Consider the following 24,371-nt stretch of genomic DNA (forward strand, 5'->3'; position numbering starts at 1 on the left):
CGAGGGAGCCGAAGGCACCCGAGACGAAACGCGCTCCTACGCAGCCCCCGCCGTCGCCGCGCCCTCCACCATCGTCAGCAGCACCCGCGTGCCCAGCAGCTCCTCGGGCGTCGCCACCAGCGGATCGCGGTCCACGATGACGAGATCCGCCGGCGCCCCGGGCACCAGTCGTCCGCCCTCGGCACCGATCGCGCGGTGCGCGTGGGTGGTGTACCCCTCCAGCGCCTCGAGCGCGGTGAGCCCCTGGTCGGGCCGCACCGGCTCGGCGGCGGGCTGTGCGACGGGGCGCCGCGCCCGGGCATCCGCCATGATCTCCCACGGGTCGAACCCGGCGACCGGCCAGTCCGAGCCGAGCGCGAGGATCGCGCCGCTGCGTCGCACATCGCCGGTGCGCCAGGCCCGCTCGGCGCGGGTGCGCCCCAGCCGGCGCGACCAGTCGTCGCTGCCGTCCGGGCGGACGTGGTGCGTGCAGTGCGTGGGCTGCATGCTCGCGGCGATCCCGCTGCGGCCGATCAGCGCGATGACGTCGTCCTCGACCGATTCCAGGTGCTCGATGCGGTGCTGCGGCCCGCCCGCCGGCAGGCCTGCCAGGGTCTCCGCGACGACACGGATGCCGCGCTCGCCGATCGCGTGCGTGGCGGTCGGCACGCCGTGCGCGTGGAATCGGCGGATGCGGGCGGCGTACGTCTCGGCATCCGGCCACGTGGAGGCGAGTCCCTCGTCTTCCGAATCCGGCGTGGCGAGCCAGGCCGTGCCGCCCTCGACCGTGCCGTCGATGAACAGCTTGATGCCTTCGATCCGATAGCGGCGGCCGCCGCGGCCCTGCATCGCGATGAGCTCGTCGACCTCGGCATCCGTCATGTGCGGCTCGCACCACGGGGAGAGCCGCAGCCGCACCGGCAACTCGCCGTCGGCCTCGATCGCCGATGATGAGGTAGTTGATCATCGGCAGGAACAGGTAGTCGAGCAGCAGCGCCCAGCCGGCCGGATGCGCCACCTCCGCCACACGGGGACGGATGCCGTGCTCCGCGCACCACGCCTCGAAGACCGAGCGCACCGTGAACGCCCAATGGTTCTGCAGGTCGGGGAAGACGATGGCGGGTCGGCGTGCGCCGCGCTCGGCCAGGTGATCGAGGAGCTCGCGCATCGCGGATGCGTGGTCGCTGACGATCTCGCCGCTGCCGGCGGGCAGCCCGTGCGGGACCGGCTCGCCGGTGATCACCGGGATCCGGCCGGAGAGCATGGTGCGCGCGACCGGGTCGTCCAGCGCGGGGTCGAGGATGATCACGGCATCCGCGGGGAGATGGCGCAAGCGCTCCGGCTCCGGCTCCGTGGTGAGCAGGAAGACGATGAGGCCTGCGCGTTCGGCCTCCTCGACGACGCCGAAGGCGGCTTCGGTGTAGTACGCCATCGTGGTGCTGTCCGGCGGCAGGCGCAGGGCGAGCATGCCGGTGCGGGCGCCGCGGAGGTTGCGGGCGACGGTGTTCGGGCGGTATCCGAGCTCGTCAGCCACTTCGAGGACCCGGCGTCGCATCTCCTCCGACACGCGGCCGCGTCCGGTGATCGCGAACGACGCCGTGGAGCGGGAGACCCCGAGGCGGTCCGCGATGTCCTGGAGGGTGACCGCGCGGTCATGGGATCGCATGCTCCGAACTTACCGCCCCGCGTTCCCGGGCCGGTCGTTGAGCGGGCGACGGCGAAGCCGCCGCGAGACGAAGCGCCCCTTCCCGCGGGCGTTCCCCTTCCCCGGTCGTTGAGCGAGCGACGGCGAAGCCGCCGCGAGACGAAGCGCCCTCCGCAGACCCTCACCGCCGGGACGCCTCCGCACACGGCACGCACCTCTCCGCGAACGGCCGCACCTCCAGCCGTTCGACCGGAATCGGCTTCCCGCACCCGAGGCAGATGCCGTAGGTGCCGGCCTCCAGCCGGGACAGCGCGTCATCCACCTGCCGCAGCTCGGCGGTGGCGGCATCCGACAGCGCCGTGAGCCGTGACCACTCCGACGACAGCGTCACGCCCTCGGGATCGTGCTCGTCGTCGTCGTTCGTGCCCTGCCGGTCGCGCACCAGCTCGGCGAGAGCGGATGCCGCGGCCTCGGCGCGCGCCGCGGCATCCGCCCGCATGGCGTCGAGCAGCTCCCGGCGGCGGTCAGCCATGGCGGCCGGCTACTCCAGCCATTCCGTGACGAAGCGGTCGTTCGCATGCACGTGCGTGGCCTCGTAGGTGCCGCCGTCGAGGACCTCGAAGCGGTGCGCGACCAGCGCCGGTGCGACGAGGATCTGTCCGCCGACGGCGACGACCCGCTCCTCGCCGACGGTGAACAGTGCGCGGCCGCGGTGGATGATGAAGGTCTCCGCGTACGGATGCCGGTGCAGGCGCGGGCCAGCGCCGGCGGCGGCGGTGAACTCGCGGATGATGCTCACCGGGGAGCCGATCAGGTATCCCTCGATGTTGGCGTCGGGGGCGAGGTCGATGGGCTGGATGGTCATGGGCGCCTCCATTCCGGGCTCAGCATACGCCGGGTGGGGGACACGGCCCGTGGCACGGGACGGCGCTTGGACGGGTTTGGCGTCCGTGGGGCGGGGCGACGCTTCGACGGGCTCAGCGTCCGGTGGGGAGCAGAGGGCCCCGGGGTGTTGCGGCGGACGCAGCAGCCCCGGGGCCTGTGCGAGGGACTCAGCCGACGGTGGCGGCGATGTCCGGGTGGTCGCTGAAGATGCCGTCCATGCCGGCGTTCAGGAAGACCTGGATCTCGCCTGCCCCGCTCGCCCCCCCGAGTGCACGCCCAGTGCCGGCATCCGCGGTCACTCCCCGCGTCCCGCGCCGCCGCCGGGCGGCACGGCCCGCTCGCCGGTGTTCGCCTCGCTCCCGGAGATGCGTCCGCGGGCGAACGCGTAGGCGTCGGCACCCTGGCGCCGCCGGGCGTACCCGCGGGCCATCGTGCGGGCGACGGCGTCCACGCGTTCGCGTCGCGACGCCAGCACGAGGTCGGTCCCGGTGCCGGACGCCTCGACGATCGCCCGCCGGTTCTCCCGGATCCGCGCCGCGACACCGACGCCGAATCCGCGCAGGAATCCGCTCCGCGCCCTCCGCTTCTCGGCATCCGGCTCCCACCAGTACCGGTGGCGCTCGATCGCCCACCACGCCCGCATCGCGACCATGGCCTGCACCTGCAGACTCTCGATCAGCAGCCTCGCCTGCCGCACATCGGAGGCGTAGCCGACCAGGAACAGCAGCATGCCTCCACCGGGCCGCTCCCCGTACAGCGGACGGATGCTGTCCAGCGCATTCGCGACCCCGGCGCCGATCTCGCGGACGTCTCGCGCGTAGACGCCCGTGAACAGCATCCGTTCTTTGACGATCTCCTCCTGCGGCTGCCCGCGCTCCGCACGCCGCGCATCGATGCGCGCCTGCTCGATGCCGTACTTCAGCATCAGGCGTTCCGCGTGTTCGGTGAGCGCCTCGGCCTCCTCCGGCGTCGTGCTCTCCGCCTTCGCCAGCAGCTTCGTGATGAGATCCAGCTTGGCCTCGGTCATCGTGGCCTCCTTCCTTCGGATGTCACACATCCTTCGGAGAGCCACCCTCATCAGGAGGCGCGCGAGTCAGGTGCGGACGGCCCCTGTGGAGAGATCGCTCGAACCCGCTTGCTGTGGAGAGCCAACGGGGCAACCCGGCTGCCGCCGCGGGGAACCACCTTCTTCACCGGGAACCATCGAATTCGCTCGAACAGGATGGTTCCGCGTGGACAGCGCGGTTCCGCGCGCGCATCGGGCGAGGTGACGCGGATGCCCGAGCGGCGCGCTCAGCCGAAGAGCAGGCTCAGACCCGTGGCGCCGCCGCCGACGACGATGAGGGCGACGATCGTCACCCAGGCGACGATGCGGATGCGGCGGGTGCGGCGTTCCCCGAGGTCGCCGTAGTCCTCGTCCGGATCGCGGATGTCCGTCACGTTTCGTCTCCTCGTTCCGCTCGTCGCTCAATGACCGGGGGTGCGTCCCGTCTCGCTGCGCTCAACGACCGGGAGCCGGCTCGGTCACCGTCGGGCCGAAGACGGCGGGCAGGGTGGCGCGGGAGGTCTCGCGGAGCTCCTCGACCGAGACGGTGAAGAGGTCCTGCACCTCGAGCTGCGGCACCGAGTCCGTGACCCCGATGCGCAGCACCGGGTAGCCCCGGCCTTCGCACAGCCCGCGGAACTTCACGTCCTCCTCGCGCGGGACGGTCACGATCACGCGGCCGGTCGACTCGGAGAACAGCGCGGTCGCGGCATCCACCTCGTCCCGCTCCATGATCTCGTTCAGCCACACGCGTGCGCCGACGCCGAAGCGCATGACGCCCTCCGCGAGCGCCTGCCCGAGGCCGCCCGCCGACAGGTCGTGGGCCGAGGAGATCAGCCACTCGTCGCGCGCCGCCGCGATCAGCCCGGCGAGCCGCTTCTCGGCGCCGAGATCCACGGCCGGCGGGCGCCCGCCGAGGTGCCCGTGGATGACATCGGCCCAGGCCGAGCCGGACAGCTCGGTCGACGTCGTACCGAGCAGGTAGATGTTCTGCCCCTCGTCCTGCCAGCCCGACGGGATGCGGCGCGAGACGTCCTCGATGATGCCGAGCACGCCGACCAGCGGGGTCGGGTGGATGGGGGTGTCACCGGTCTGGTTGTAGAACGACACGTTGCCGCCCGTGACCGGGGTGCCCAGCTCGTAGCATCCGTCCGCGAGACCGTCCACGGTCTGCCCGAACTGCCACATGACCTCCGGGTTCTCGGGAGAGCCGAAGTTCAGGCAGTCGGTGATCGCGGTGGGCTCGGCGCCGGTGACGGCGACGTTGCGGTACGCCTCGGCGAGGGCGAGCTGCGCACCGGCGTACGGGTCGAGCTGGCAGTAGCGGCCGTTCGCGTCGGTCGCGATCGCGAAGCCCAGGCCGGACTCCTCGTCCACGCGGATCATGCCGGCGTCGTCGGGGAAAGCGAGGGCGGTGTTGCCGAGCACGTAGTAGTCGTACTGGTTAGTGATCCAGGAGGTGTCGGCGAGGTTCGGCGAGCCGACCAGCTTCAGGAACTGCGCGCGCAGCTCGGCCGGCTCGGTCGAGCGGGGCAGGTTCTCCGCGGCATCCGCCTGCAGCGCATCCAGCCACGCCGGGTAGGCGACCGGACGGTCGTAGACCGGGCCGTCGACCGCGACCGTGGACGGGTCGACATCGACGATGCGCTCGCCCTTCCAGTCGATGACGAGGCGCCCGTCGCCGGTGACCTCGCCGAGGACGCTGGTCTCGACCTCCCACTTGTCCACCACTGCCATGAACGCGTCGAGCTTCTCGGGGGCGACGATCGCCATCATCCGCTCCTGCGACTCCGACATGAGGATCTCCTCAGCGGTCAGCGTGGGGTCGCGCAGCAGCACGTTGTCGAGGGACACGTGCATGCCCGAGTTGCCGTTCGCGGCGAGCTCGCTCGTGGCGCACGAGATGCCCGCGGCGCCGAGGTCCTGGATCGCCTCGACGAGCTCCTTCTGGTACAGCTCGAGGCAGCACTCGATGAGCACCTTCTCCGCGAACGGGTCGCCCACCTGCACCGCCGGGCGCTTGGTCGGGCCGCTCTCGTCGAAGGAGTCGGATGCCAGGATGCTGGCGCCGCCGATCCCGTCGCCGCCGGTGCGGGCGCCGAACAGGACGACCTTGTTGCCCACGCCGGTGGCGTTGGCGAGCTTGAGGTCCTCGTGGCGGAGGACGCCGACGGCGAGGGCGTTCACGAGCGGGTTGGCCTGGTAGACGGCGTCGAAGACGGTCTCGCCGCCGATGTTCGGCAGGCCCAGGCAGTTGCCGTAGAAGCTGATGCCGGCGGTCACGCCGTGCACCACGCGCGGGGTGTCGGGGTGGTCGATGGCGCCGAAGCGGAGCGCGTCCATCACGGCCACCGGGCGGGCGCCCATCGAGATGATGTCGCGGACGATGCCGCCGACGCCGGTCGCGGCGCCCTGGAACGGCTCGATGAACGACGGGTGGTTGTGCGACTCGGCCTTGAAGGTCACCGCCCAGCCCTCGCCGATGTCGACGACGCCCGCGTTCTGGCCCATGCCGACCATGAGGCGCTTCTTCATCTCCTCGGAGACCTTCTGCCCGAACCGGCGCAGGTACTTCTTCGAGGACTTGTAGGAGCAGTGCTCCGACCACATCACGGAGTACATCGCCAACTCGCCCGACGTGGGGCGGCGGCCGAGGATCTCCTTGATCTTCGCGTACTCGTCGTCCTTGAGACCGAGGGCCGCGTACGGCTGCTCCTTGTCCGGAGTGGCGATCGCGTTCTCGACGGAGTCGGGGACGTGGGTGGTGGCGGATGCTTCGGGGGCGGCGGTCACGCGGACTCCTGGAGGAGAGGGAGGCGGGGCGGGTCCAGTCTACCGGCGCGGTTCCGGATGCCGGTGCCCGGCGTTCTACGCCGCCTCTCGTCCCCCGGTGACCATCTCGCGGAAGTACCCGATCCCCGTCACCATGTGGAGCACGGCCCCGACCGAGGTCACGACGAGGCCGACCGTGCCCACGGCGTCCAGCGCCGGGAGAAGGCCGACGCCGACGAGGACGAGGCCGACCATCAGGATCGCGGTGCGCAGCTTGCCGAGCCGCGAGCTGGCGGGCGTGACCCGCAGGCGCGTGGCGACGCTCACGATCAGGAGGGTGACATCGACCCCGGCGATGACGAGCACCACCCAGGCCGGGAGATGTCCGCCGATCACGAGCGCGAGCACGAGGGCGCCGACGCCCAGCCGGTCGGCGACCGGGTCGAACAGCGCCCCGAACGCGCTGGTCTGGCCGAGCCGGCGGGCCAGGAAGCCGTCGACCCAGTCGGTCGTCCCGAACAGGGCGAGCAGAGCCAGGGCCAGCCCCGGCAACTCACCGCGCACGATGAGGACGAACGCCGGTGCGATCAGCAGGAGACGGAGGAGCGTGATGGCGTTCGGGATCGTCGCCCAGTGCGGGCGGGGCCTTGGCTGTGCGGTGTCCATGCGCGTTCCTCCCGTGGCGCAAGGATGATCGAGTCGGCGCCCCACCGCAAGCCTGCCCGCGGCATCCGGCCGACGGCATCCCCCACACCCGCGGCACCGACCCGGCACCCGAACCCGCGTCCGAGCTCAGCCCAGCAGCGGCCGTCCGTCGTCCGACGACAGCGCCGTCTCGATCTCCTCGAGGGTGGCGGAGGCAGCGAGGGCGAACGCGATCGCGAGCTGCTCATGACTGGCAAGGCCCCAGATGCGCAGGAGCAGATCGCCGTACTCGCGGACCTGGGCGTCCTACGTCGACGTCGGCGATCCCGCCGACCGTGGCGGCCGTGTACCGGATCGCGGTCCAGTCCTCGGGCGCGGCATCCGCGAGCACACGCGCGATCTCCCGTCGCAGGCGGTCCTCGGTGACGGCCGGCGGCTCGCTCGTCTCATCGGATGCCATCGGCGCGACCTCCTTCATCTCCGCGGTGCCCTTCATCCGCGCCTTGCCGCGGACGCGTCGCGGCGGACGCGTCGGCGGCCGGGGCTGAGTACCAGCATGCCACCGTGGCGAACAGCTCACTGCACGACATCGTCCCCCGCCGAGTGTGGCCGGATCGACAGCGCTCGCCCCGCAAACGAGTATCAGAGGATCGCGTAGGCCTCGTACTGGGTGTCACCCGGCAGCGGGTCGAAGAAGTTCACTTCGAACTGCGCCGTTCCACCAGTCGGCAGACGGTCGATGTATCCCGATTCAGCCCCGATGATCTTGCCGGTCCCGTCGCGAGCGACAACCACGATCTGGACGAGTTCCTGATCTGCGCTGAAGGAGCTCGTCACCTTCCCATGGACGGAGGTCGAATAATCGTCGGTGGTCGGCACGACTTCCGTGATCTGGAAGGATCCGGTTTCTGAAGCTGGGGAACGGGTCGCTTCGGTTGCCGCCGGTCCCCGCACGTCGATGTTCGCGATCTGCCCGCCCCCGACGGAGAAGAACATTCCGGACACCGCTGAACGACCCGACAAGATCGTGCGGTAGTCGCTCGATGAATCGAGGATCGTGCCGGCGGCGTCCACCGCCTCGACATCGATGCCGGTGTTGGCGAACACGTAATCCTGGTTGGGGTTCTCGAAGATGGCTACATACCACCAGACAGTCGGGTCGTAGCTGCTCTGACCGAACGCTGTCTCGACGAGCACCAGATCCTTCCGAGCATCGACCGGCGCGGCCGTCTGTGAATCGGTCTCAGACGTCGTGTCTGTCTCTGCGTCGTCGGCCTGCTCGGTTACTGCGGTCTCGGGGCTGCCGAAGGCGTCATCGAACGACGTGGTGACCACCGCGAAGAACACAATGAACCCGATGACCGTGCCGACGACCGAGACGATCAGACCGACGACACCCATCCACTTCCGGCTGCCCTTGAGGAATAGCGACACGATGCTCAACACGAAAGCGATCGGCAGAAGCACCCAGCCGACCACAAGCGCGCCTGGGATGCACGCGAAGACGAGCCCGATGATGGCGAGGATCATCGCGATGAGGGCGAGAACATTCGGCTTCTCGTCGGGCGGACCGACCGGGCCATCTGGTGCTGCCGGAAGTGGTACACCGTACGGTGGCTCGGATGCGGTGGAGCTTGCGAGTCGCCATGGCGCCGGCGGAGCAGATGGCGGGGCCGAGGGCGGGAACTGCGGAGATGGCCCACCGTATGGCGGGCCCGATGGCGGGCTTGGGGGCGGGAGCTGTGGAGATGGCCCATCGGTGGGAGGGATTGGAACGGACATTCTGTCCTCCTCGTGAGATAGCGCTCGATTCGCCCTCGGCGACATGTGCCGAAGGCACCGGTCCTGCGCCTGCTCGATGTCTCGCTGCTGCGTACTCGACGATATGCTTCCGTGGCCCTTAGTTATCCGCATGGATCGGTTGGATCACACTGTATCGGGGCGACGAAGATTTGGCATCTACCCGCGTAACCCCACGCAGAAGTTGTGAAAGGACATCATGAAATCCTCGGCCGACAAGACCGTAGCCGTCATCGCGTTGCTCACGCTCCTGGGGCTGGGTACCGCCGCCTGCTCGGGCGATGCAACGCCCTCGGCGCAGAAGCCCGCGTCGCAGTCGTCGGCCGATTCGGGCTCGCCGGAGGCTAAGACCGAGAAGCCGGAGCCGGTCGACCTCACCGGCGAATGGAAGCAGACGAACGCGAACTCCGAGGAGAGCTTTCAGACCGCGACCATCACAGGCTCGACGATCGAGGTCTACTGGAACGGACCGGACATGTCCGCGCTCTACTGGGCGGGCACCGTCGACGTCCCTCGGGACGGTTCAACGACATTCACGTGGGACTCCGTGAACGACAAGAGCAAGACCAACACGTCGATCATGGCGTCGAGCGACGACACGAAGACCTTCACGTACACGGAAGGTGAGATCTCTTACAACGTCACTGCTCTGGACGCCACCGTGACCGTGCGGTTGGCGAAGCAGTAAGGCTCACTCCGCGACGCAGGACGGACCGACCCGCATCCCCGCGCCGACGCGGGCACGCCATCTGGCGAGGGCATCCACTACCATGGCCCGGGCGGATCTCCCATGGTCACGCCCGGATCCGGGGCCGGGAACGTCCCGGCCGGCTCATCGTGAAGGGTGCTCATGAAGCTGCTGCGAATCCCGCTGCTGGGGTGGATCCTCATCGCCATCGTGCTCGGCGTGCTGGTCGGTCCGATCATGCCGCTCTGGCTCGGCAACGTGTTCCTCACCTACAACTCGATCTTCTCGGGCTTGCTCGGATTCGCCGTGCCGCTGATCATCTTCGGCCTGGTCACCCCGGCGATCGCCGAGCTCGGCCGCGGCGCCGGCCGCTGGCTCGGTCTCACCGCGGTGATGGCCTACGTCTCCACGGTGCTCGCCGGGCTGCTCGCCTACGTGGTCAGCCGCTGGCTGTTCACGGCGTTCCTGAGCGGATCCGGCAGCATCTCGTTCGACGAGAGCTCGTCGCCGTTCGCGCCGTACTTCTCCGTCGTGGCGGCCTCGGACGGCGGCGCCACCGAGATCGTGCTCGCCCCGGTCATGGACGTCATGTCCGCGCTCGTGCTGGCCTTCGTGATCGGCATCGGCCTGACCGCCATGCGCAGCAAGGTCGTGCTGCAGGGGGCGATCGAGTTCCGCGCCATCATCGAGGCGCTCATCCGTAGGATCATCGTGCCCGCACTGCCGCTGTACATCTTCGGCATCTTCATGGACCTCTCGCACAGCGGCTCGGCGGTCGACGTCATCACGAAGTTCCTGCTCGTCGTGGTCGTCTCGTTCGCGCTGACCGTGGTCGTGCTGCTGATCCAGTACACCGTCGCCGGGGTGATCGCGGGCGTGAACCCGTTGAAGGCGCTGTGGGGCATGCGCGACGCGTACGTCACGGCCCTCGGGACCTCGTCGTCGGCGGCGACGATCCCGGTGACGCTCGAGTCCGCCAAGCGCAACGGCGTGACGGATGCCGTGGCCGGATTCGTCATCCCGCTGTGCGCGACCATCCACCTGTCGGGTTCGATGGTGAAGATCACCTGCTTCTCGGTGGCGGTGCTGCTGATCACCGGCGGCGACGTCACGGTCGGCAGCTTCCTGCCGTTCATCTTCATGCTCGCGGTGATGATGATCGCCGCCCCGGGCGTGCCCGGCGGCGCGATCGCGGCCGCGGCGGGGCTGCTGGTGCAGATGCTCGGCTTCGGCGAGGCCGAGGTGGGCCTGATGTTCGCCGCCTACATCGCGCTGGACAGCTTCGGCACGGCGACCAACGTCACCGGCGACGGCGCGATCGCCCTCATCGTGAACAAGCTCTCGCGGGGACGCCTCGGCACGCCGCACGCCGAGCACGACGAGGCCGGCGCGCCGGGCGAGTCCGCAGCGTCGGGCGGCGCCGGCGAGGCGGACGAAGCTCCCGAGCGCGCCTGAACCGAGAGGGCGTGTGCCGCCCGCTTCACCGCGCGGCGGTTCATGACGGATGCCCTGCCCCCGGGCATCCGTCCCTCGAGGGAATCAGTCGAGCACGAATCAGTCGAGCACGAAGGTGACCTCGAGGGTCACCTGCCATTCGGTGATCCCGCCGTCGACGACGATGACCTGCTGCTCCTTGACCCAGGCGCCGCTGACGTTGCGCAGGGTCTCGTTCGCCCGCGACACGCCCTCCTGGATGGCGGCCTCGAAGCTCTCCGTGGAGCGGGCGGTGATGGTGGTGACACGTGCGACCGACATGGCGATCCTCCTTCGTGACGGAACGCTCCCCATGCAACGCCATCCGGCGTCGGCCCACAAGACCCCGTAAGAGTCACGGATGCCGCGTCACGGCCGGGTGTCGTCGTGGTGCACCACGCGGCTGAGCTCGATCACCCCGCCCGGCAGCTCCCAGTAGTGCAGCCGCCGCGCGCCGGGCGCGTTCTGCTCGATCGACGAGCGCCAGCAGCGGCCGCCGTCGGCCCGCACCACGTACGCGTCGTCGCCGCCCTCGCCGGTGCGCAGCCGGTGCAGCTCGCGCGCGGGGATCTCCCGGTCGCGTCCGGTGATGGCGTCCACGCAGGCGCGCACGGCCTTGCTCAGCTGCGTCTCATCGAGCCCGGCCAGCGAGTCGATGAACCCGGGACCCAGCGAGTACTCGCGCAGCGGCCAGCGGGTGCGCTCGCCGGGAGCCGTGCGGATGCCCCAGGTGCGCTCGATCTCGAGACGGATGCCCTCGGGCGTGGGGTCCACGTGAGCGCGCTCGGCCGCGCGGCGGGCGTCCCGCAGGGCGCGGCCGGTCTCGCGGCGGTCCTCCGACAGCTCGGCGAGCCGCGCCTCCGCACCCGCCCGCTCCGCCTTCTCCTGCGCGAGGTGGGCGCGCAACCGCTCGTTCTCGGCACGCAGCTGCGACTCCGCGCCGCTGTTCGACGCGTTCGACCCGTTCGACCGGGCGACGAGGTTCGTCAACGCGAGCAGGTCGCTCCGCAGCGCAGCGACCTCGTGCGCCAGGGCGGCGACGTCGTGGCGGGTGGCAGGTTCGGCGCCTCGGTCGCGATGAGCGGCGGATGCCGGCTGTTCGGCATCCGTCCCCGAGTCCGATGGACGCGGGCGGTCCTCGCTGAGCCAGGGCGCGCCGCCCGCGACGAGCGCGAGAGGCGGGACCAGCGGGGCCTCCGGGTCGGCGTCGGCGACGCTCAGTGCGATCTCGCCGCCGGGCTTGCGGTGCACGCGCACCCGGACGACGTCGCCGACCGCGAGCAGGTCGCTCACCGGGCGGTCCTCGGCGCCGACGTCACGCCGGCGCAGCACCACGGGGAGCCGCGGATGCAGCTGCACGGTGGCCCGCAGCTCGGTGACCTTCACGACGAGCGCGAGCGTGTGCGCGCCGTCGGTGAAGACGTCGAGGTCGGGGACGAGGGGCTCGGGGTGCAGCTCGCCGCCCTCGAGGACGCCGCTGACGGGCTCGCCGACGACGAGCGCCGCGATCAGCGGGACGTCCGGCGGGAGCAGTGTGGCGGTGGCGGTGACGGCCGTGCCGTCGTCGAGCCGCACGATCGCGCGGGTGCCGTCGGCGACGAAGCCCTGGACGATGCCGCGGGCGCGACGGATGCCGGGGCCCGGCGCCGACTCGACGGTGCGGCGCCCGGTCTGCGCCATGGCGTCGTGGATGAGGTCGTCGGTGCCGGCCTGGCCGGGGAAGCGCAGGTGCGAGCGCGTCCAGTTCGGGTTCGCACCGAAGTCTGGTGGGTAGGAGCGGGCGGCGCCGTTGAACACCTGCGTCTTCGGCGGGACGAGCGACTCCAGGCGCTTCGAGGCCGTGCCGGTCGCGAGGGTGATGACGTCGGCGATGCCGTCGAGTTCGGCGCGCAGCCGGTCGACGTCGAACGCGTATCCGCCGTCGTGGTCGGTCGACACCAGCACCAGCGGACGCTCCCGCGGCTGCAGGATGCGAGCGGCGAGGGCGTCGGCGTCGGCCGGGGTCGTCACGTCCGCGTGTGTCATGTCTTCGAGCGTAGGCGGGAGGGAGGTGCATCGCCGCGAGACTTGGCCTTCTGCACGAGAATCAGCGCACAGCGCCACGTTTCGTGCTGGGTGCTGAGTTTCGCGCGAGCGGGGTGGCCGCTTGCGAGACTCGAAGCGCGGCGCGACGCCTGGACACCTGAGCCCTAGAGTTTGCTTATGTCCGCTCACCCGCTCCGCCTCAAAGTCGGGGACTGGATTACCCGGCGCCATGTACATCTCGACGGTCTAAGGTGCGCCGTGTTGCTTCCGGACCGCCCGAGCGCGGACCTACGTGACTACCTTGAGTCGGTTGACCTCGGTCTCGTGTTCAAGGAGGGCAACGGATTCAACTACGAGCTTGCCGCGCCGAGCGTAACTGCGCAATGACTCGCCGTGCCGTCGGAATGTCGGCCGGAGCCCAATTCAGTTCGGCAAGCTCGTCGGCAGCGCACCATCGCAGCTCTGCGTGTTCGGTTGGGGCTGGCTCACCCGACGTGATCGTTGCGTAGTACGTGCTGAGCGTTACGTTGCCGAACGGATACTCGTGTGCCGTCGTCTCGATGTGTTCCCCGACCAGGGCGTGGACGCCGAGCTCCTCCTGAACCTCACGCATGAGGGCAGACTGCTCTGACTCGCATGGCTCCAGCTTCCCGCCAGGAAACTCCCACGTGCCAGGTAACTTCATCTGTTCGCCGCGCCGCGCCGCGAGCACGCGGCCGTCCTTGACGATCACCGCTCCAACGACGTGCACCATGCTTGAACGCTAATCCAGTACCGCAGCGGGGCCGAAGAAGCGCTCGAAGAACCCCTTCAGCGCTTGGCGATGCGGCCGACGTGGCACTCGACGTCGCGGAGCGGATTCGAGTTGGGCGCGGCCCATGGTGACCGCGGATCTATTGGGCTACCTGAGCGGCGTTGCCGAGGTCATGTGGTCGGTGCCGTGCGCCTTCAGGCGAGCGCAAGACCGCCTCGTTCTGCAGATAGGATCGGCAGCGTCAGCACACGGCTTGATTCGCTTGGAGACACATGGTTAAGCCTTGGCTGTCGGCCGTTGTCCGAGCCGCTATCGTCGACATGCCGGCAGACCGGCGCCGTTGTCGCGCGAACGTTCAGGACGGCGAATCCGACACCGGATCCGTTTGAATGTCGTGGACGGGGAGGGAGGGTGTCTGAGATGCGCATCATCGATAACGTCGGCATATTGCTTGGCGATGATCTGAAGTCGACGCTTGCGCCACGCTCTAAGGTACGGGTTGCCGCATCCGCGTTTTCGATCTTCGCCTTCGAGGCGCTGCGTGATGAACTCGAGAGTATCGAAGAGCTTGAGTTCATCTTCACCTCGCCGTCCTTCATGGCGGAGAAGGCGACCGACCGGATCCGTCGAGAGCGGAGAGAGTTCTTCATCCCGCATGCTGAGTCGACACTGTATGGGTCTGCGTTCGAGATCCGGCTGCGGAACAAGCTCACCCAGCGCGCTATCGCCCGGGAGTGCGCCGAATGGGTTCGGCGCAGAGTGACGTTCCGGTCCAACGCTACGGGCGCGCCGATGCAGGGCATGGCGGTTGTCGACAACGCGGCGGCCTACTTCCAGCTGCAGGGTTTCACCACAGCAGATCTTGGGTACGAGCGCGGCGATGCGATTTCGAACACGGTCACAAAGTTCGAAGGCGAGGACGAAGCTCGTCACTTCCTGACGCTGTTCGACCAGATCTGGAACAATCCGGATCAGCTCATCGACGTCACCGAGGCAGTGCGAGCCCACATCGCGAGCGTCTATGCCGAGAACAGCCCTGCGCGCATCTACTTCTTGATCCTCTACAACCTGTTTTCGGAGTTCCTCGACGACATCACTGAGGACGTGCTGCCGAACGACCGCACCGGCTATCAGGACACGAAGATCTGGCAGAGCCTGTACAACTTCCAGCGCGACGCCGCGACGGGCATCATCAATAAGCTCGAGACGTACAACGGCTGCATCCTGGCCGATAGCGTGGGCCTGGGGAAGACGTTCACGGCGCTCGCGGTGATCAAGTACTACGAGTTGCGCAACAAGAGCGTGATGGTGCTGGCTCCGAAGAAACTCGCCGAGAACTGGACGAATTACAACTCGCCGTACACGACGAACCTGTTCCACGAGGACCGCTTCGGCTACACCGTGCTGGCGCACACGGACCTGTCACGAACTCGCGGCGAGTCGCTCGGCAAGGACCTCGCCCGCGTCAACTGGGGCAACTTCGATCTCGTCGTGATCGACGAGTCGCACAACTTCCGCAACGCGGACTACGCGCACGAGCGAGAGAGCCGCTACCAGCGGCTCATGCGCCAGGTGATCCGCGAGGGCGTGAAGACCAAGGTGCTGATGCTATCGGCCACCCCGGTCAACAACCGCTTCAACGATCTCAAGAACCAGTTGCAGCTCGCCTACGAGGGCGAGAGCGAGGATCTCGCGAAGCAGTTGACGCTCTCGACCACTGTCGAGAACGTCTTTCGCGAGGCGCAACGCGCGTTCAACGACTGGTCGAAGCTCGATCCGGCGCAGCGCACGACGGATCGCATCCTGCAGATGCTCGACTTCGACTTCTTCGAGCTGCTCGACGCCGTCACGATCGCCCGGTCGCGCAAGCACATCCAGGCGTTCTACGACATGACCGACATCGGCGCCTTCCCGAAGCGTCTGCCCCCCAAAGCGATCCGGGAACCGCTGACGGATATCGCCGACGTCCCGAAGTTCGACGAGATCTTCGAGCGCCTGCAACTGCTCACACTTGCGGTCTATCGACCCCTCGACTACGTCCATGCGAGCCGCCGAGCGATTTACGAGGACGTCGACAAGTTTGTCGGTGGCGCGGGGCTGAAGGGGCGTCAAGAAGGCATCCGGAAGCTCATGACCGTGAACCTGCTCAAGCGCCTCGAGAGCTCTGTCGAGGCGTTCCGGCTCACGCTCGGTCGGATCGACCGGATCACCGATGCGACGCTCGCCCAGATTGAGCGTGGCGAAACTGTGGAGGGCGTCGGGGATGCCGGGCTTGATCTCGACACGGACGATCAGGACGATGCCGAGCTGAGCGCGTTCCTCGTCGGCGGAGGCGTGAAGATCGCGCTCCGCGACATCGACACCGAGTTGTGGCGCCACGATCTCGCGGTCGATCGCGAGGTGCTTTGCGGGTTGCTCGATGAAGCGAACCGCGTCGTCCCCGACCGCGACCTCAAGCTGCGCCGGCTGCTCACGACGATCGAGGAGAAGGTCGCGAACCCGCTCAACACTCAGCCCAACGGCAGCCCCAACCGCAAGGTTCTAGTTTTCTCGGCCTTCGCCGACACTGCCGAGTACCTGTATCGCGAGCTCGCGCCCGTCCTCGCACGACACGGCCTAGAGACCGCCGTCATCACGGGCGGCAACCACGGTGTGCGCACGACGCTCGGCACCGGATTCGGGGCGCAGGAGGCGATGACGCTCTTCTCGCCGCGCTCGAAAAGCCGCGACCTCACGATGCCCGGGGAGACGCGAGAGATCGACGTGCTCATCGGTACCGATGTGATCAGCGAGGGGCAGAACCTGCAGGACTGCGACTTCCTGATCAATTACGATATTCACTGGAACCCTGTCCGGATCATCCAGCGCTTCGGTCGCGTGGACCGGATCGGGTCCATAAACCAGGTCATCCAGCTGGTCAACTTCTGGCCGGACATCTCGCTCGACGCGTACATCAATCTGAAGGAGCGCGTAGAGGGCCGGATGACCATCGCCAATATCGCGGGTACCGGAGACGATAACGTGCTCGATCCCGGCGGTGCCGAAGCTGCTTACCGGCGCGAGCAGCTGCGGCGACTGCAGGACGACGTGATCGATCTCGAGGACGTGCGCGCTGGCGTCTCAATCACCGACCTCGGCCTCAACGACTTCCGTATGGACCTGCTTGGTTACATCAAGGAGCACGGCGACCTCGCGCGGAGCCCGAAGGGCCTGCATGCGGTGATCCCCGCGGACCCGGCCAAGGGGCTCGTGCCGGGCGCGATCTTCGCGTTGCGCAACGTGAACGCGCCGGACGACGTCAACCGGGGCAACCGCCTGCACCCGCACTACCTCGTCTACCTCGACGATAAGGGTCAGGTCGTGGCGGACCACACGGAGGCGAAGCGCTTGCTTGACCTGCTGCGTGCCGGATGCCGCGGCGTGGACGAGCCCGTGGCGGACGTCGCGGCGATTTTCAATGAGGCAACGCGTGACGGTGTCGATATGGCGACCTACTCGGGCCTGCTGACCGACGCGATCCGCTCGATGATCGAGGTCACCGACGAGCGAGACATCGACAGCCTCTTCACGCCCGGCACCACGACCGCGCTCACGCAAGGCATCGCGGGGCTCGATGACTTCGAGCTGCTCGCCTTCATCGCTGTCGTCGACCGCGAGGCGCGGCATGGCTGACGTGCTGTATGCGTGGCCCGCGGCGGCCGCCTTCGGCCGTCGCGTGCCGAAGGAGAAGCTCTACGCGCACGGATCCGTGACCACGGCCGTGCGCGAGCGCTTCGTCGACGAAGTGGCGAGCGTCGAGTGGGCGTACAAGCTCGCCGAGTCGACCGTTAACGTGCCGGGCGACGATGAGGTACCCGAGCTACAGGTCTTCCGCGTTACGGCCAAGGGCGAGGACGTGTCGACCGCCGTGCTCGCCGCAATCGACAACGCGGTTGCGTTTCCGCTCGTCTTCGAGATCGCGCGCAGCGACGCAGAGACCCGGATGACCGCGGCGATGCAGAAGTCGGGCACGTATCACTCGACCGGATGGATGCCCTCGGGCCACGAGCGCGCGCCGCTGCCGACCGCGATCACCCTGTCCGCGCTGTACGCGGCGATCCTCGAGCCGCTGCTCCCTGTCGCCGGCCGCGCGGCCGAGAGCCCGGCGGAGCTGGCCGGTCGCTTGAAGCGCATCGACCAGCTCGAACGACAGGTCGCCGCCGCCGAACGCCGGCTCCGGAACGAACCCCAACTCAACCGCAAGCTCGAAATCCGCCGCGCGCTGACTGCGTTGCGGAGCGAGCTCGAAGCACAGAGGTAGCACCCCTTGGAGAAACTGCGCATGACATCGCCCGACCTCACCCAGGCGAACATCGACAAGCTCGCCGAGCTGTTTCCGAGTGTCGTGACCGAGACCCGCGACGCCGACGGCGCGGTCAAGCGCGCGATCGACTTCGATGCCCTGCGGCAGGAGCTCTCCGACCACATCGTCGAGGGCCCGCAGGAGCGCTACCAGCTCGACTGGCCCGGCAAGCGGGCCGCCGCTTTCGCAGCCAACGCCCCCATCGCGAAGACCCTCCGCCCCGTGCGCGAGGAATCGGTCGACTTCGACACCACCGAGAACCTCTTCATCGAGGGCGACAACCTCGACGCCCTCAAGCTGCTGCAGGAGTCGTACCTGGGCAAGGTCAGGCTCATCTACATCGACCCGCCGTACAACACGGGGAACGACTTCGTATACAACGACGACTTTGCGCAGACCACGGCGGAGTATCTGGCGCGGTCTAGCATGCTTGACGAGTCGGGAGCGCGGTTGGCGACGAACGCGGAGTCGAATGGTCGGTTTCATTCAGACTGGCTTGACATGATCTATCCTCGCCTCAAGCTGGCCCGAAATCTACTCACCGAGGACGGCTACATCGTAATCAGTATCGACGATGCTGAATTTTCCGCGATGGAGATTCTCCTCGACGAGGTCCTTGGCGCCGAGAATAAGCTCGCGGTTTTGGTGTGGGATCGCAACAGGAAGAACGATGCAAGGTTCTTTTCGGTCGGGCACGAGTATATGCTTGTGTATGCTCGATCGAAGCAAGTCCTCTCCGATCTGGGCACGCGCCTTCGTGAACCGCAACAGGGCATCGAGGAAGCTCGCGCCGAGTACTCCAAGCTTCGCGCCCAGTACGGCGAGGATTGGGATGCCATTCAGGTTGGATGGCGCAAGTGGACATCATCGTTCCCTGCGACAGATGAGCGACGGAAATTGGGGCGCTTTAGTAAGGTGGGACCTCGTGGCCCTTTCCGCGACGATGGGAACATCTCGTGGCCTGGTGGCGGCGGACCACGTTATGTTGTGCTGCACCCGGTGTCCGGCAAGCCATGCAAGGTCCCCGAGGGCGGCTGGCGCTACCCGAAGAAGGAATCGTTCGACAAGGCGGTCGCTGAAGGAAGGGTGGTTTTCGGCCCCGACGAGACCACCCTACCTCGCCAAATACGGTACCTGTTTGAGTCGGAAGGTCTCGTTATGGGGTCAGTTCACTATAGCTATGCACAGACTGCCGCGGTCGAGTTTCACGCACTCATGGGCGGGCGCGTCTTTGACAACCCGAAGAACTGGAAAGATCTTCGTAGGCTCATCGCCTATTTGACTGGTCCCGACGACATCATCCTCGATTTCTTTGGCGGGTCGGGATCTACCGCGCACGCTGTTATTGATCTGAATGTCTCCACACAGAGCTCGAGGCGGTTCATTCTCGTGCAAATTGCGGAACGGGTACCTGCGGGGAGCCCAGCGGCTGCGGCCGGTTACGGGTCCATCGCTGATATTGCTCGTGATCGTCTGCGCCGGATTGAGGCGGCTTCGCCGCAACCACAGGGTTATCGCGCATTCCGAATTGACACCACCAACATGGCGGACGTCCTCCGCACACCAGACGAGACGAACCAGCTCGACCTCGGTGAGCGCGCGTCAAGCATTAAGCCCGACCGCACGGGCGAGGACCTCCTCTTCCAGGTGCTCCTCGACTGGGGCCTCGAACTGACCCTCCCGATTCGACGGGAGCAGATTGACGGGCGCGAGGTGTTCGTGGTCGACGACGGTGGGCTCATCGCGTGCTTCGACGAGAGCGTGACGCCGGCAGTCGTGCGGGCGGTTGCCGAGCGGCAGCCGGTGCGCGCGGTGTTCCGCGACGACGGGTTCGCGACCGACGCCGAGCGCATCAACGCCGAGCAGGTCTTCGCCGAGGTGTCGCCGGACACCTCCGTCAAGACCATCTGAACGAGGCCCGGATGAAACTTCAGTTCAAGACGCAGGACTATCAGACCGACGCGGTCAACGCGGTCGTGGACGTATTCGCGGGCCAGTTGAAGGACGCCGGCGTCACTTACCGTATCGATCCCGGTCGTGCGAAGGATGGCCAGACGACCATCGAGCTCGGCCCCGGTCTGCGCAACGCCCCCATCGCACTCTCGGCGAGCCAGCTGCTCGCGAACATCCGAGCAATCCAGGCGGGCAAGGGTCTGAATCAGTCGACCGAACTCGCGACGAGCAAGGCCGCGCCAGGTGCGCCGAACCTCACAGTCGAAATGGAGACGGGAACCGGCAAGACCTACGTCTATATCAAGACCATGATGGAGATGCATCGCCGCTACGGATGGTCGAAGTTCATCGTCGTCGTCCCGTCGATCGCGATCCGCGAGGGCGTCAAGAAGACGTTCGATGTGACGGCTGAGCACTTCATGGAGGAGTACAAGACCAAGCCGCGCGCGTTCATCTACAACTCCGCGCAACTGCACGAACTCGAGCGGTTCAGCTCGGATGCCGGGGTGCAGGTGATGATCATCAACATCCAGGCCTTCAATGCCACCGGCAAGGACCAGCGGCGCATCTACGACGAGCTCGACGACTTCCAGTCCCGCAGGCCGATCGACGTCATCAGCGCCAACCGACCGATCGTCATCATTGACGAGCCCCAGCGCTTCGGCGAGGAGTTCGACAACAAGGGCAAGCCGAAGAAGGCATCGGCCTCGCTCGAAGCGCTGGCGAAGTTCGATCCGCTGATGGTGTTGCGCTACTCCGCGACGCACAAGCCGTTCCACGAATACAACAAGGTGTACCGACTCGACGCGGTCGACGCGTACAACGCAAAGCTGGTGAAGAAGATCGGCGTGCGCGGCCTTACCGTGCGGGGCCTGGCCGGCTCCACCGCCTACATCTACCTTGACGCGATCGAGGTGAAGAAGGGCGCGCCGCCCACCGCGCGCATCGAGATGGAGGTGCAGACGGGCACCGGCATCCGGCGGCTCGTGAAGCGCGTCACCAAGGGCAGCAGGCTGCACGACCTGGCGAACGGCGTCGAGGCGTACAAGGATCTCGTGGTCACCGATGTCGACGCAGTGCGCGACATCATCGAGCTGTCAACAGGTGATGTCCTTCACGCAGGTGAGGCCACGCTCGACGTGACCGAGGAGCAGAAACGTCGCATCCAGATACGCGAGGTCATCCGGTCCCACATCGAGAAGGAGCGCACGCTCCATCCACAGGGCATCAAGGTGCTCTCCCTGTTCTTCATTGACGAGGTCGCGAAGTACCGCGACTACGACCGCGAGGACACGCTCGGCGACTACGCGCGAATCTTCGAGGAGGAGTACGAACTGATCCGAGCCGAGGTGCTCGCCGAGCTTGAGATGGACGATGCCTTCGCGATCTACCAGGAATACTTGCGCCGCGACGCCGCGCGCGACGTGCACGGCGGGTACTTCTCGATCGACAAGAAGACGGGACGCCAGATCGATCCGAGGATCGCCGCTCGTGGGGACGAGAAGGGGCAGGCTACCGAGGCGGGCGACTACGACCTGATCCTGAAGGACAAGGAGAAGCTGCTCGACCTCGCGACTCCCCTGCGCTTCCTGTTCTCGCACTCCGCGCTCCGCGAGGGCTGGGACAACCCCAACGTCTTCGTCATGGGGATGCTCAAGAAGAGTGACAACTCGGTGTCGCGTCGCCAAGAGGTTGGGCGCGGCCTCCGCATCGCGGTGAACCAGCACGGTGAGCGGATGGATCATCCTGCCACCGTGCACGAGATCAACGAGCTCACGGTCGTGTGCGACGAGTCATACCAGGAGTTCGTCGACGGCCTGCAGAACGAGATCGCCGCCTCGCTCTCCGCGCGGCCTCGGAAGGCGACCGAAGAGTACTTCACGGGTCGCACTTATCGCGATGGGTCGGGCATCGAGGCGCTGGTTGACGAGGCGCTGGCGAAGCAGCTGGTGCGGTATCTGATCAAGAACGACTACATCGGCGACGACGACACGGTCACACAGGCGTATAAGGACGCGCGTGAGGTGGGAGAGCTCGCTCCGGCGCCCGAGGCACTCGCGCCGGTAGTCGACTTCCTCCTGCCGCTGGTCGACGCTCTGTACCTCGACATGCCGGTTCCCAGGAATGATCGCAAGCCGAAGCCGATCCCATTCAACCGGGAGAATTTCGAGAAGAAGGAGTTCCAGGCACTCTGGAATCGCATCAACCACCGTGTCGTGTACCAGGTCGACTTCGACTCGAGCGAGCTGATCGACAACTGCGTCGACGCGCTCGATGCGCAGCTGCACGTGGCATCGCTGCAGTACGTCGTGCAGACGGGCAGTCAACGCGACGCGTTGGATGTCGACGCGCTCGAACGCGGCACGGGCTTCACCGTGTCGGAAACGCGCACGCACACCGAGGAGCTGAGCGCGAGGTCACAGGTGAAGTACGACCTGCTGGGTGAGATCACAGAGAAGACCCACCTCACGCGGCGCACCGTCGCGAAGATTCTTCGCGACGTGAAGCCATCGACCTTCGCGAAGTTCCGGCTCAATCCGGAGCAGTTCATAACTGAGACGGCGCGCATTATCAATGAGCAGAAGGCGACGCTGATCGTCAACAAGTTGACGTACGACACGCTGGAGGACCGCTTCGACTCGACGATCTTCACCCAGAACCAGACGGCGCAGGACTTCACTAAGGCGGGTCAGCGGCTCAAGCGCCACGTCTACGATTACGTCGTGACCGATTCGAAGGTCGAGCGTGACTTCGTCTCCGCCCTCGATACGAGCACCGAAGTCGCGGTCTACGCGAAGCTGCCGCGCGGATTCTTCATCCCGACGCCGGTCGGCGACTACAACCCAGACTGGGCGATCGCCTTCACCGAAGGCAGCGTCAAGCACGTGTACTTCGTGGCCGAGACCAAGGGGTCTCTGTCGTCGCTGCAGCTGAAGGGCGTCGAGAATGCCAAGATCGACTGCGCCCGCAAGTACTTCGAAGCCCTCGAACGCGACAACAGCGCGGCTGTGAAGTACGGTGTGGTCACCAGCTACGCCGAACTCATGCAGTTGGTGTCGGCATAGGTAGGCGCGGTGTCTAGCTCGGTCCGTTGGCCGACAGGCGCGAGAGCTCCTCGATATCACATGACGTCAGCCAACGCGCAGCCTTCGCCAGGCGGCAGGCTGCGGTCAGAAGCGGGCACCGGAAGGTCCGAGATCTTCCACCGCAACGCCCGTACGCGCGGAGCATCGACAGAGATCGATGGAGGTCACGGGTAGACGGGGGAGGCCGGCTAAGTCGAGACCGGGTACGCGGCCTCTTGGCGGCGGCGCGTTTCGTCTCGGTCGCTGCGCGCCCTCGCTCAACGACCGGGAGTGGCGCGCCGGCGTTCGTCTCGGTCGCCTGTGGCTCCCTCGCTCAACGACCGGGGGCGCGGCGCTCAACGACCGGGGGCGCGGCGCTCAACGACCGAGGGCGCGACAGGGCGCGACCGGGCGCGACCGGGGGCCTCAGTCCCGCCAGCCGATCCCCGCCCCGGTGATCCGTCTCTGTGCCTCCTCGGGGGCCACCGGCTCACCGACATCCGACCCGCGCTCCAGCCCCACCGCGGAGTGCACGATCGTGTCGCGGTACACGTGCACGAGGTTGTAGCCCTGCGTGGCATCCTGCCCGCGGGTCGCGCCCGGCGGCTGGGCGAGGTCCTGGCCGTACGCGCTCGACGAGGCGACCGCGACCGGGATGCCGGCGAACGTGCCGAACGAGGGATGGTGCATGTGCCCCGACAGGATCGCGCGCACATCTGTACCGGCGATCGCGTCGGCGAGACGGGCCTGGCCGCGCAACTCGACCGTCACCGCGAGATCGAGCACGGTCGGCAGCGGCGGGTGGTGGATGAGCAGGATGCTGCCGGCCGGCGCCGGCGTCGCCAGCTCTCCGCGGAGCCAGGCGAGCTGCTCGTCATCGATCTCGCCCCAGTGCGCTCCCGGCACGGTCGAGTCGAGCGCGATCACGCGCAGGCCGCCGAACCAGTCCACCGACACGATCGGCTCGTCGCCGTCGCCGTCCAGCAGCTCGGCGCGGAACGCGGCGCGGTCGTCGTGGTTGCCTGCCGCCCACACCACCGGGCAGCCCAGGGTGGACGCGGCCTCGCCGACCAGCCCGCGCAGCCGCCGGTACGCGGTGCGGTCGCCCTTGTCGGTGAGGTCGCCGGTGAGCAGCAGCGCGTCGGGGCGCAGACCGCTGTCGACGAGCCGCTCCAGCAGCAGCGACAGGTTGCCGTCGGCGTCCGCTCCGCCGTACAGCGGCGTGCGCTCGGCGGGCAGGTGGGTGTCCGAGAGGTGCACGAAGGTGTGCGAGGGGCGGGGATGCTCGGTGAGGATCATG

The 24,371-nt window shown here is 67.5% G+C and carries 20 protein-coding genes and 1 pseudogene; 6 read left to right on the top strand and 15 right to left on the bottom strand.

Going from position 1 to position 24,371, the window contains the following annotated elements:
* Window positions 1-36: 36 nt before the first annotated feature.
* The 11 genes and pseudogenes from JSY13_RS00420 to JSY13_RS00465 all read right to left on the bottom strand — a co-directional run bounded on the left by JSY13_RS00420 (window position 37) and on the right by JSY13_RS00465 (window position 8,501).
* Window positions 37-921 (bottom strand): amidohydrolase, encoded by an 885-nt coding sequence (locus tag JSY13_RS00420; RefSeq protein ID WP_259608221.1) that lies wholly within the window; start codon window positions 919-921, stop codon window positions 37-39.
* A 574-nt stretch (window positions 922-1,495) separates the two neighbouring features.
* Window positions 1,496-1,645, bottom strand: a pseudogene (locus JSY13_RS12625) (LacI family DNA-binding transcriptional regulator); the annotation flags it as partial.
* A gap of 160 nt (window positions 1,646-1,805) precedes the next feature.
* Window positions 1,806-2,156: a TraR/DksA family transcriptional regulator gene (locus JSY13_RS00425; protein ID WP_259607063.1), complete on the bottom strand. Its 351-nt coding sequence runs from the start codon at window positions 2,154-2,156 to the stop codon at window positions 1,806-1,808.
* A gap of 9 nt (window positions 2,157-2,165) precedes the next feature.
* Window positions 2,166-2,489: a cupin domain-containing protein gene (locus tag JSY13_RS00430; RefSeq protein ID WP_259607064.1), complete on the bottom strand. Its 324-nt coding sequence runs from the start codon at window positions 2,487-2,489 to the stop codon at window positions 2,166-2,168.
* A 187-nt stretch (window positions 2,490-2,676) separates the two neighbouring features.
* The gene (locus tag JSY13_RS00435) at window positions 2,677-2,808 is read right to left on the bottom strand and encodes a hypothetical protein (RefSeq protein WP_259607065.1); all 132 of its coding nucleotides are present in this window, start codon (window positions 2,806-2,808) and stop codon (window positions 2,677-2,679) included.
* On the bottom strand, window positions 2,805-3,536 hold the full coding sequence (locus JSY13_RS00440) for a DUF2786 domain-containing protein (RefSeq protein ID WP_259607066.1): 732 nt from the start codon (window positions 3,534-3,536) through the stop codon (window positions 2,805-2,807). The genes JSY13_RS00435 and JSY13_RS00440 overlap by 4 nt, the downstream gene beginning before the upstream one ends.
* A gap of 266 nt (window positions 3,537-3,802) precedes the next feature.
* Window positions 3,803-3,949, bottom strand: coding sequence for a hypothetical protein (locus JSY13_RS00445; RefSeq protein ID WP_259608260.1), 147 nt, complete (start codon window positions 3,947-3,949; stop codon window positions 3,803-3,805).
* A 61-nt stretch (window positions 3,950-4,010) separates the two neighbouring features.
* Entirely contained in the window at window positions 4,011-6,347 is a 2,337-nt protein-coding gene (gene purL, locus JSY13_RS00450; RefSeq protein WP_259607067.1) for a phosphoribosylformylglycinamidine synthase subunit PurL, read from the bottom strand.
* 75 nt (window positions 6,348-6,422) lie between these two features.
* Entirely contained in the window at window positions 6,423-6,992 is a 570-nt protein-coding gene (locus JSY13_RS00455; protein ID WP_259607068.1) for a CDP-alcohol phosphatidyltransferase family protein, read from the bottom strand.
* Window positions 6,993-7,215: 223 nt separating this feature from the next.
* Entirely contained in the window at window positions 7,216-7,467 is a 252-nt protein-coding gene (locus JSY13_RS00460) for a hypothetical protein (protein WP_259607069.1), read from the bottom strand.
* 146 nt (window positions 7,468-7,613) lie between these two features.
* Window positions 7,614-8,501, bottom strand: a complete 888-nt coding sequence (locus tag JSY13_RS00465; RefSeq protein ID WP_259607070.1) for a hypothetical protein — start codon at window positions 8,499-8,501, stop codon at window positions 7,614-7,616.
* A 469-nt stretch (window positions 8,502-8,970) separates the two neighbouring features.
* On the opposite strand from JSY13_RS00465, the gene JSY13_RS00470 reads away from it, so the two are divergent.
* Entirely contained in the window at window positions 8,971-9,459 is a 489-nt protein-coding gene (locus JSY13_RS00470) for a hypothetical protein (protein ID WP_259607071.1), read from the top strand.
* Between the two features lie 162 nt (window positions 9,460-9,621).
* Window positions 9,622-10,914: a dicarboxylate/amino acid:cation symporter gene (locus tag JSY13_RS00475; RefSeq protein ID WP_259607072.1), complete on the top strand. Its 1,293-nt coding sequence runs from the start codon at window positions 9,622-9,624 to the stop codon at window positions 10,912-10,914.
* A gap of 99 nt (window positions 10,915-11,013) precedes the next feature.
* Here JSY13_RS00475 and JSY13_RS00480 read toward each other — a convergent pair whose 3' ends face one another.
* From JSY13_RS00480 to JSY13_RS00490, 3 genes are all read right to left on the bottom strand, one after another.
* Complete coding sequence (locus JSY13_RS00480) at window positions 11,014-11,214, bottom strand: dodecin family protein (RefSeq protein ID WP_259607073.1); 201 nt, start codon at window positions 11,212-11,214, stop codon at window positions 11,014-11,016.
* An 87-nt stretch (window positions 11,215-11,301) separates the two neighbouring features.
* Window positions 11,302-12,957, bottom strand: coding sequence for a hypothetical protein (locus tag JSY13_RS00485; protein ID WP_259607074.1), 1,656 nt, complete (start codon window positions 12,955-12,957; stop codon window positions 11,302-11,304).
* A gap of 346 nt (window positions 12,958-13,303) precedes the next feature.
* Window positions 13,304-13,711, bottom strand: coding sequence for a (deoxy)nucleoside triphosphate pyrophosphohydrolase (locus JSY13_RS00490; protein ID WP_259607075.1), 408 nt, complete (start codon window positions 13,709-13,711; stop codon window positions 13,304-13,306).
* Window positions 13,712-14,131: 420 nt separating this feature from the next.
* On the opposite strand from JSY13_RS00490, the gene JSY13_RS00495 reads away from it, so the two are divergent.
* From JSY13_RS00495 to JSY13_RS00510, 4 genes are read left to right on the top strand one after another with little or no spacing between them, the layout of a single operon-like run.
* Window positions 14,132-17,383, top strand: a complete 3,252-nt coding sequence (locus JSY13_RS00495) for a helicase-related protein (RefSeq protein ID WP_259607076.1) — start codon at window positions 14,132-14,134, stop codon at window positions 17,381-17,383.
* Window positions 17,376-18,011, top strand: coding sequence for a DUF4391 domain-containing protein (locus tag JSY13_RS00500; RefSeq protein ID WP_259607077.1), 636 nt, complete (start codon window positions 17,376-17,378; stop codon window positions 18,009-18,011). The genes JSY13_RS00495 and JSY13_RS00500 overlap by 8 nt, the downstream gene beginning before the upstream one ends.
* A gap of 21 nt (window positions 18,012-18,032) precedes the next feature.
* Complete coding sequence (locus JSY13_RS00505; RefSeq protein ID WP_259607078.1) at window positions 18,033-19,964, top strand: site-specific DNA-methyltransferase; 1,932 nt, start codon at window positions 18,033-18,035, stop codon at window positions 19,962-19,964.
* Window positions 19,965-19,975: 11 nt separating this feature from the next.
* Window positions 19,976-23,071, top strand: coding sequence for a type III restriction-modification system endonuclease (locus JSY13_RS00510; RefSeq protein ID WP_259607079.1), 3,096 nt, complete (start codon window positions 19,976-19,978; stop codon window positions 23,069-23,071).
* A 426-nt stretch (window positions 23,072-23,497) separates the two neighbouring features.
* Here the strand turns inward: JSY13_RS00510 and JSY13_RS00515 are convergent, their stop codons facing one another.
* The gene (locus JSY13_RS00515; RefSeq protein ID WP_259607080.1) at window positions 23,498-24,370 is read right to left on the bottom strand and encodes a metallophosphoesterase; all 873 of its coding nucleotides are present in this window, start codon (window positions 24,368-24,370) and stop codon (window positions 23,498-23,500) included.
* Between the last annotated feature and the right edge of the window lies 1 nt (window position 24,371).

Source organism: Microbacterium neungamense (assembly GCF_024971095.1).
Taxonomy (GTDB): domain Bacteria; phylum Actinomycetota; class Actinomycetes; order Actinomycetales; family Microbacteriaceae; genus Microbacterium; species Microbacterium neungamense.

Excerpts from the sequence above, each read along its gene's own strand:
- JSY13_RS00510 (WP_259607079.1), top strand. The coding sequence starts at position 19,976 with ATGAAACTTCAGTTCAAGACGCAGGACTATCAGACCGACGCGGTCAAC.
- JSY13_RS00470 (WP_259607071.1), top strand. The coding sequence starts at position 8,971 with ATGAAATCCTCGGCCGACAAGACCGTAGCCGTCATCGCGTTGCTCACG.
- JSY13_RS00430 (WP_259607064.1), bottom strand. The coding sequence starts at position 2,489 with ATGACCATCCAGCCCATCGACCTCGCCCCCGACGCCAACATCGAGGGA.
- JSY13_RS00440 (WP_259607066.1), bottom strand. The coding sequence starts at position 3,536 with ATGACCGAGGCCAAGCTGGATCTCATCACGAAGCTGCTGGCGAAGGCG.
- JSY13_RS00480 (WP_259607073.1), bottom strand. The coding sequence starts at position 11,214 with ATGTCGGTCGCACGTGTCACCACCATCACCGCCCGCTCCACGGAGAGC.
- JSY13_RS00485 (WP_259607074.1), bottom strand. The coding sequence starts at position 12,957 with ATGACACACGCGGACGTGACGACCCCGGCCGACGCCGACGCCCTCGCC.
- JSY13_RS00500 (WP_259607077.1), top strand. The coding sequence starts at position 17,376 with ATGGCTGACGTGCTGTATGCGTGGCCCGCGGCGGCCGCCTTCGGCCGT.
- JSY13_RS00515 (WP_259607080.1), bottom strand. The coding sequence starts at position 24,370 with ATGATCCTCACCGAGCATCCCCGCCCCTCGCACACCTTCGTGCACCTC.
- JSY13_RS00460 (WP_259607069.1), bottom strand. The coding sequence starts at position 7,467 with ATGAAGGGCACCGCGGAGATGAAGGAGGTCGCGCCGATGGCATCCGAT.
- JSY13_RS00505 (WP_259607078.1), top strand. The coding sequence starts at position 18,033 with ATGACATCGCCCGACCTCACCCAGGCGAACATCGACAAGCTCGCCGAG.
- JSY13_RS00475 (WP_259607072.1), top strand. The coding sequence starts at position 9,622 with ATGAAGCTGCTGCGAATCCCGCTGCTGGGGTGGATCCTCATCGCCATC.
- JSY13_RS00465 (WP_259607070.1), bottom strand. The coding sequence starts at position 8,501 with ATGATCCTCGCCATCATCGGGCTCGTCTTCGCGTGCATCCCAGGCGCG.
- JSY13_RS00425 (WP_259607063.1), bottom strand. The coding sequence starts at position 2,156 with ATGGCTGACCGCCGCCGGGAGCTGCTCGACGCCATGCGGGCGGATGCC.
- JSY13_RS00490 (WP_259607075.1), bottom strand. The coding sequence starts at position 13,711 with ATGGTGCACGTCGTTGGAGCGGTGATCGTCAAGGACGGCCGCGTGCTC.
- JSY13_RS00495 (WP_259607076.1), top strand. The coding sequence starts at position 14,132 with ATGCGCATCATCGATAACGTCGGCATATTGCTTGGCGATGATCTGAAG.
- JSY13_RS00455 (WP_259607068.1), bottom strand. The coding sequence starts at position 6,992 with ATGGACACCGCACAGCCAAGGCCCCGCCCGCACTGGGCGACGATCCCG.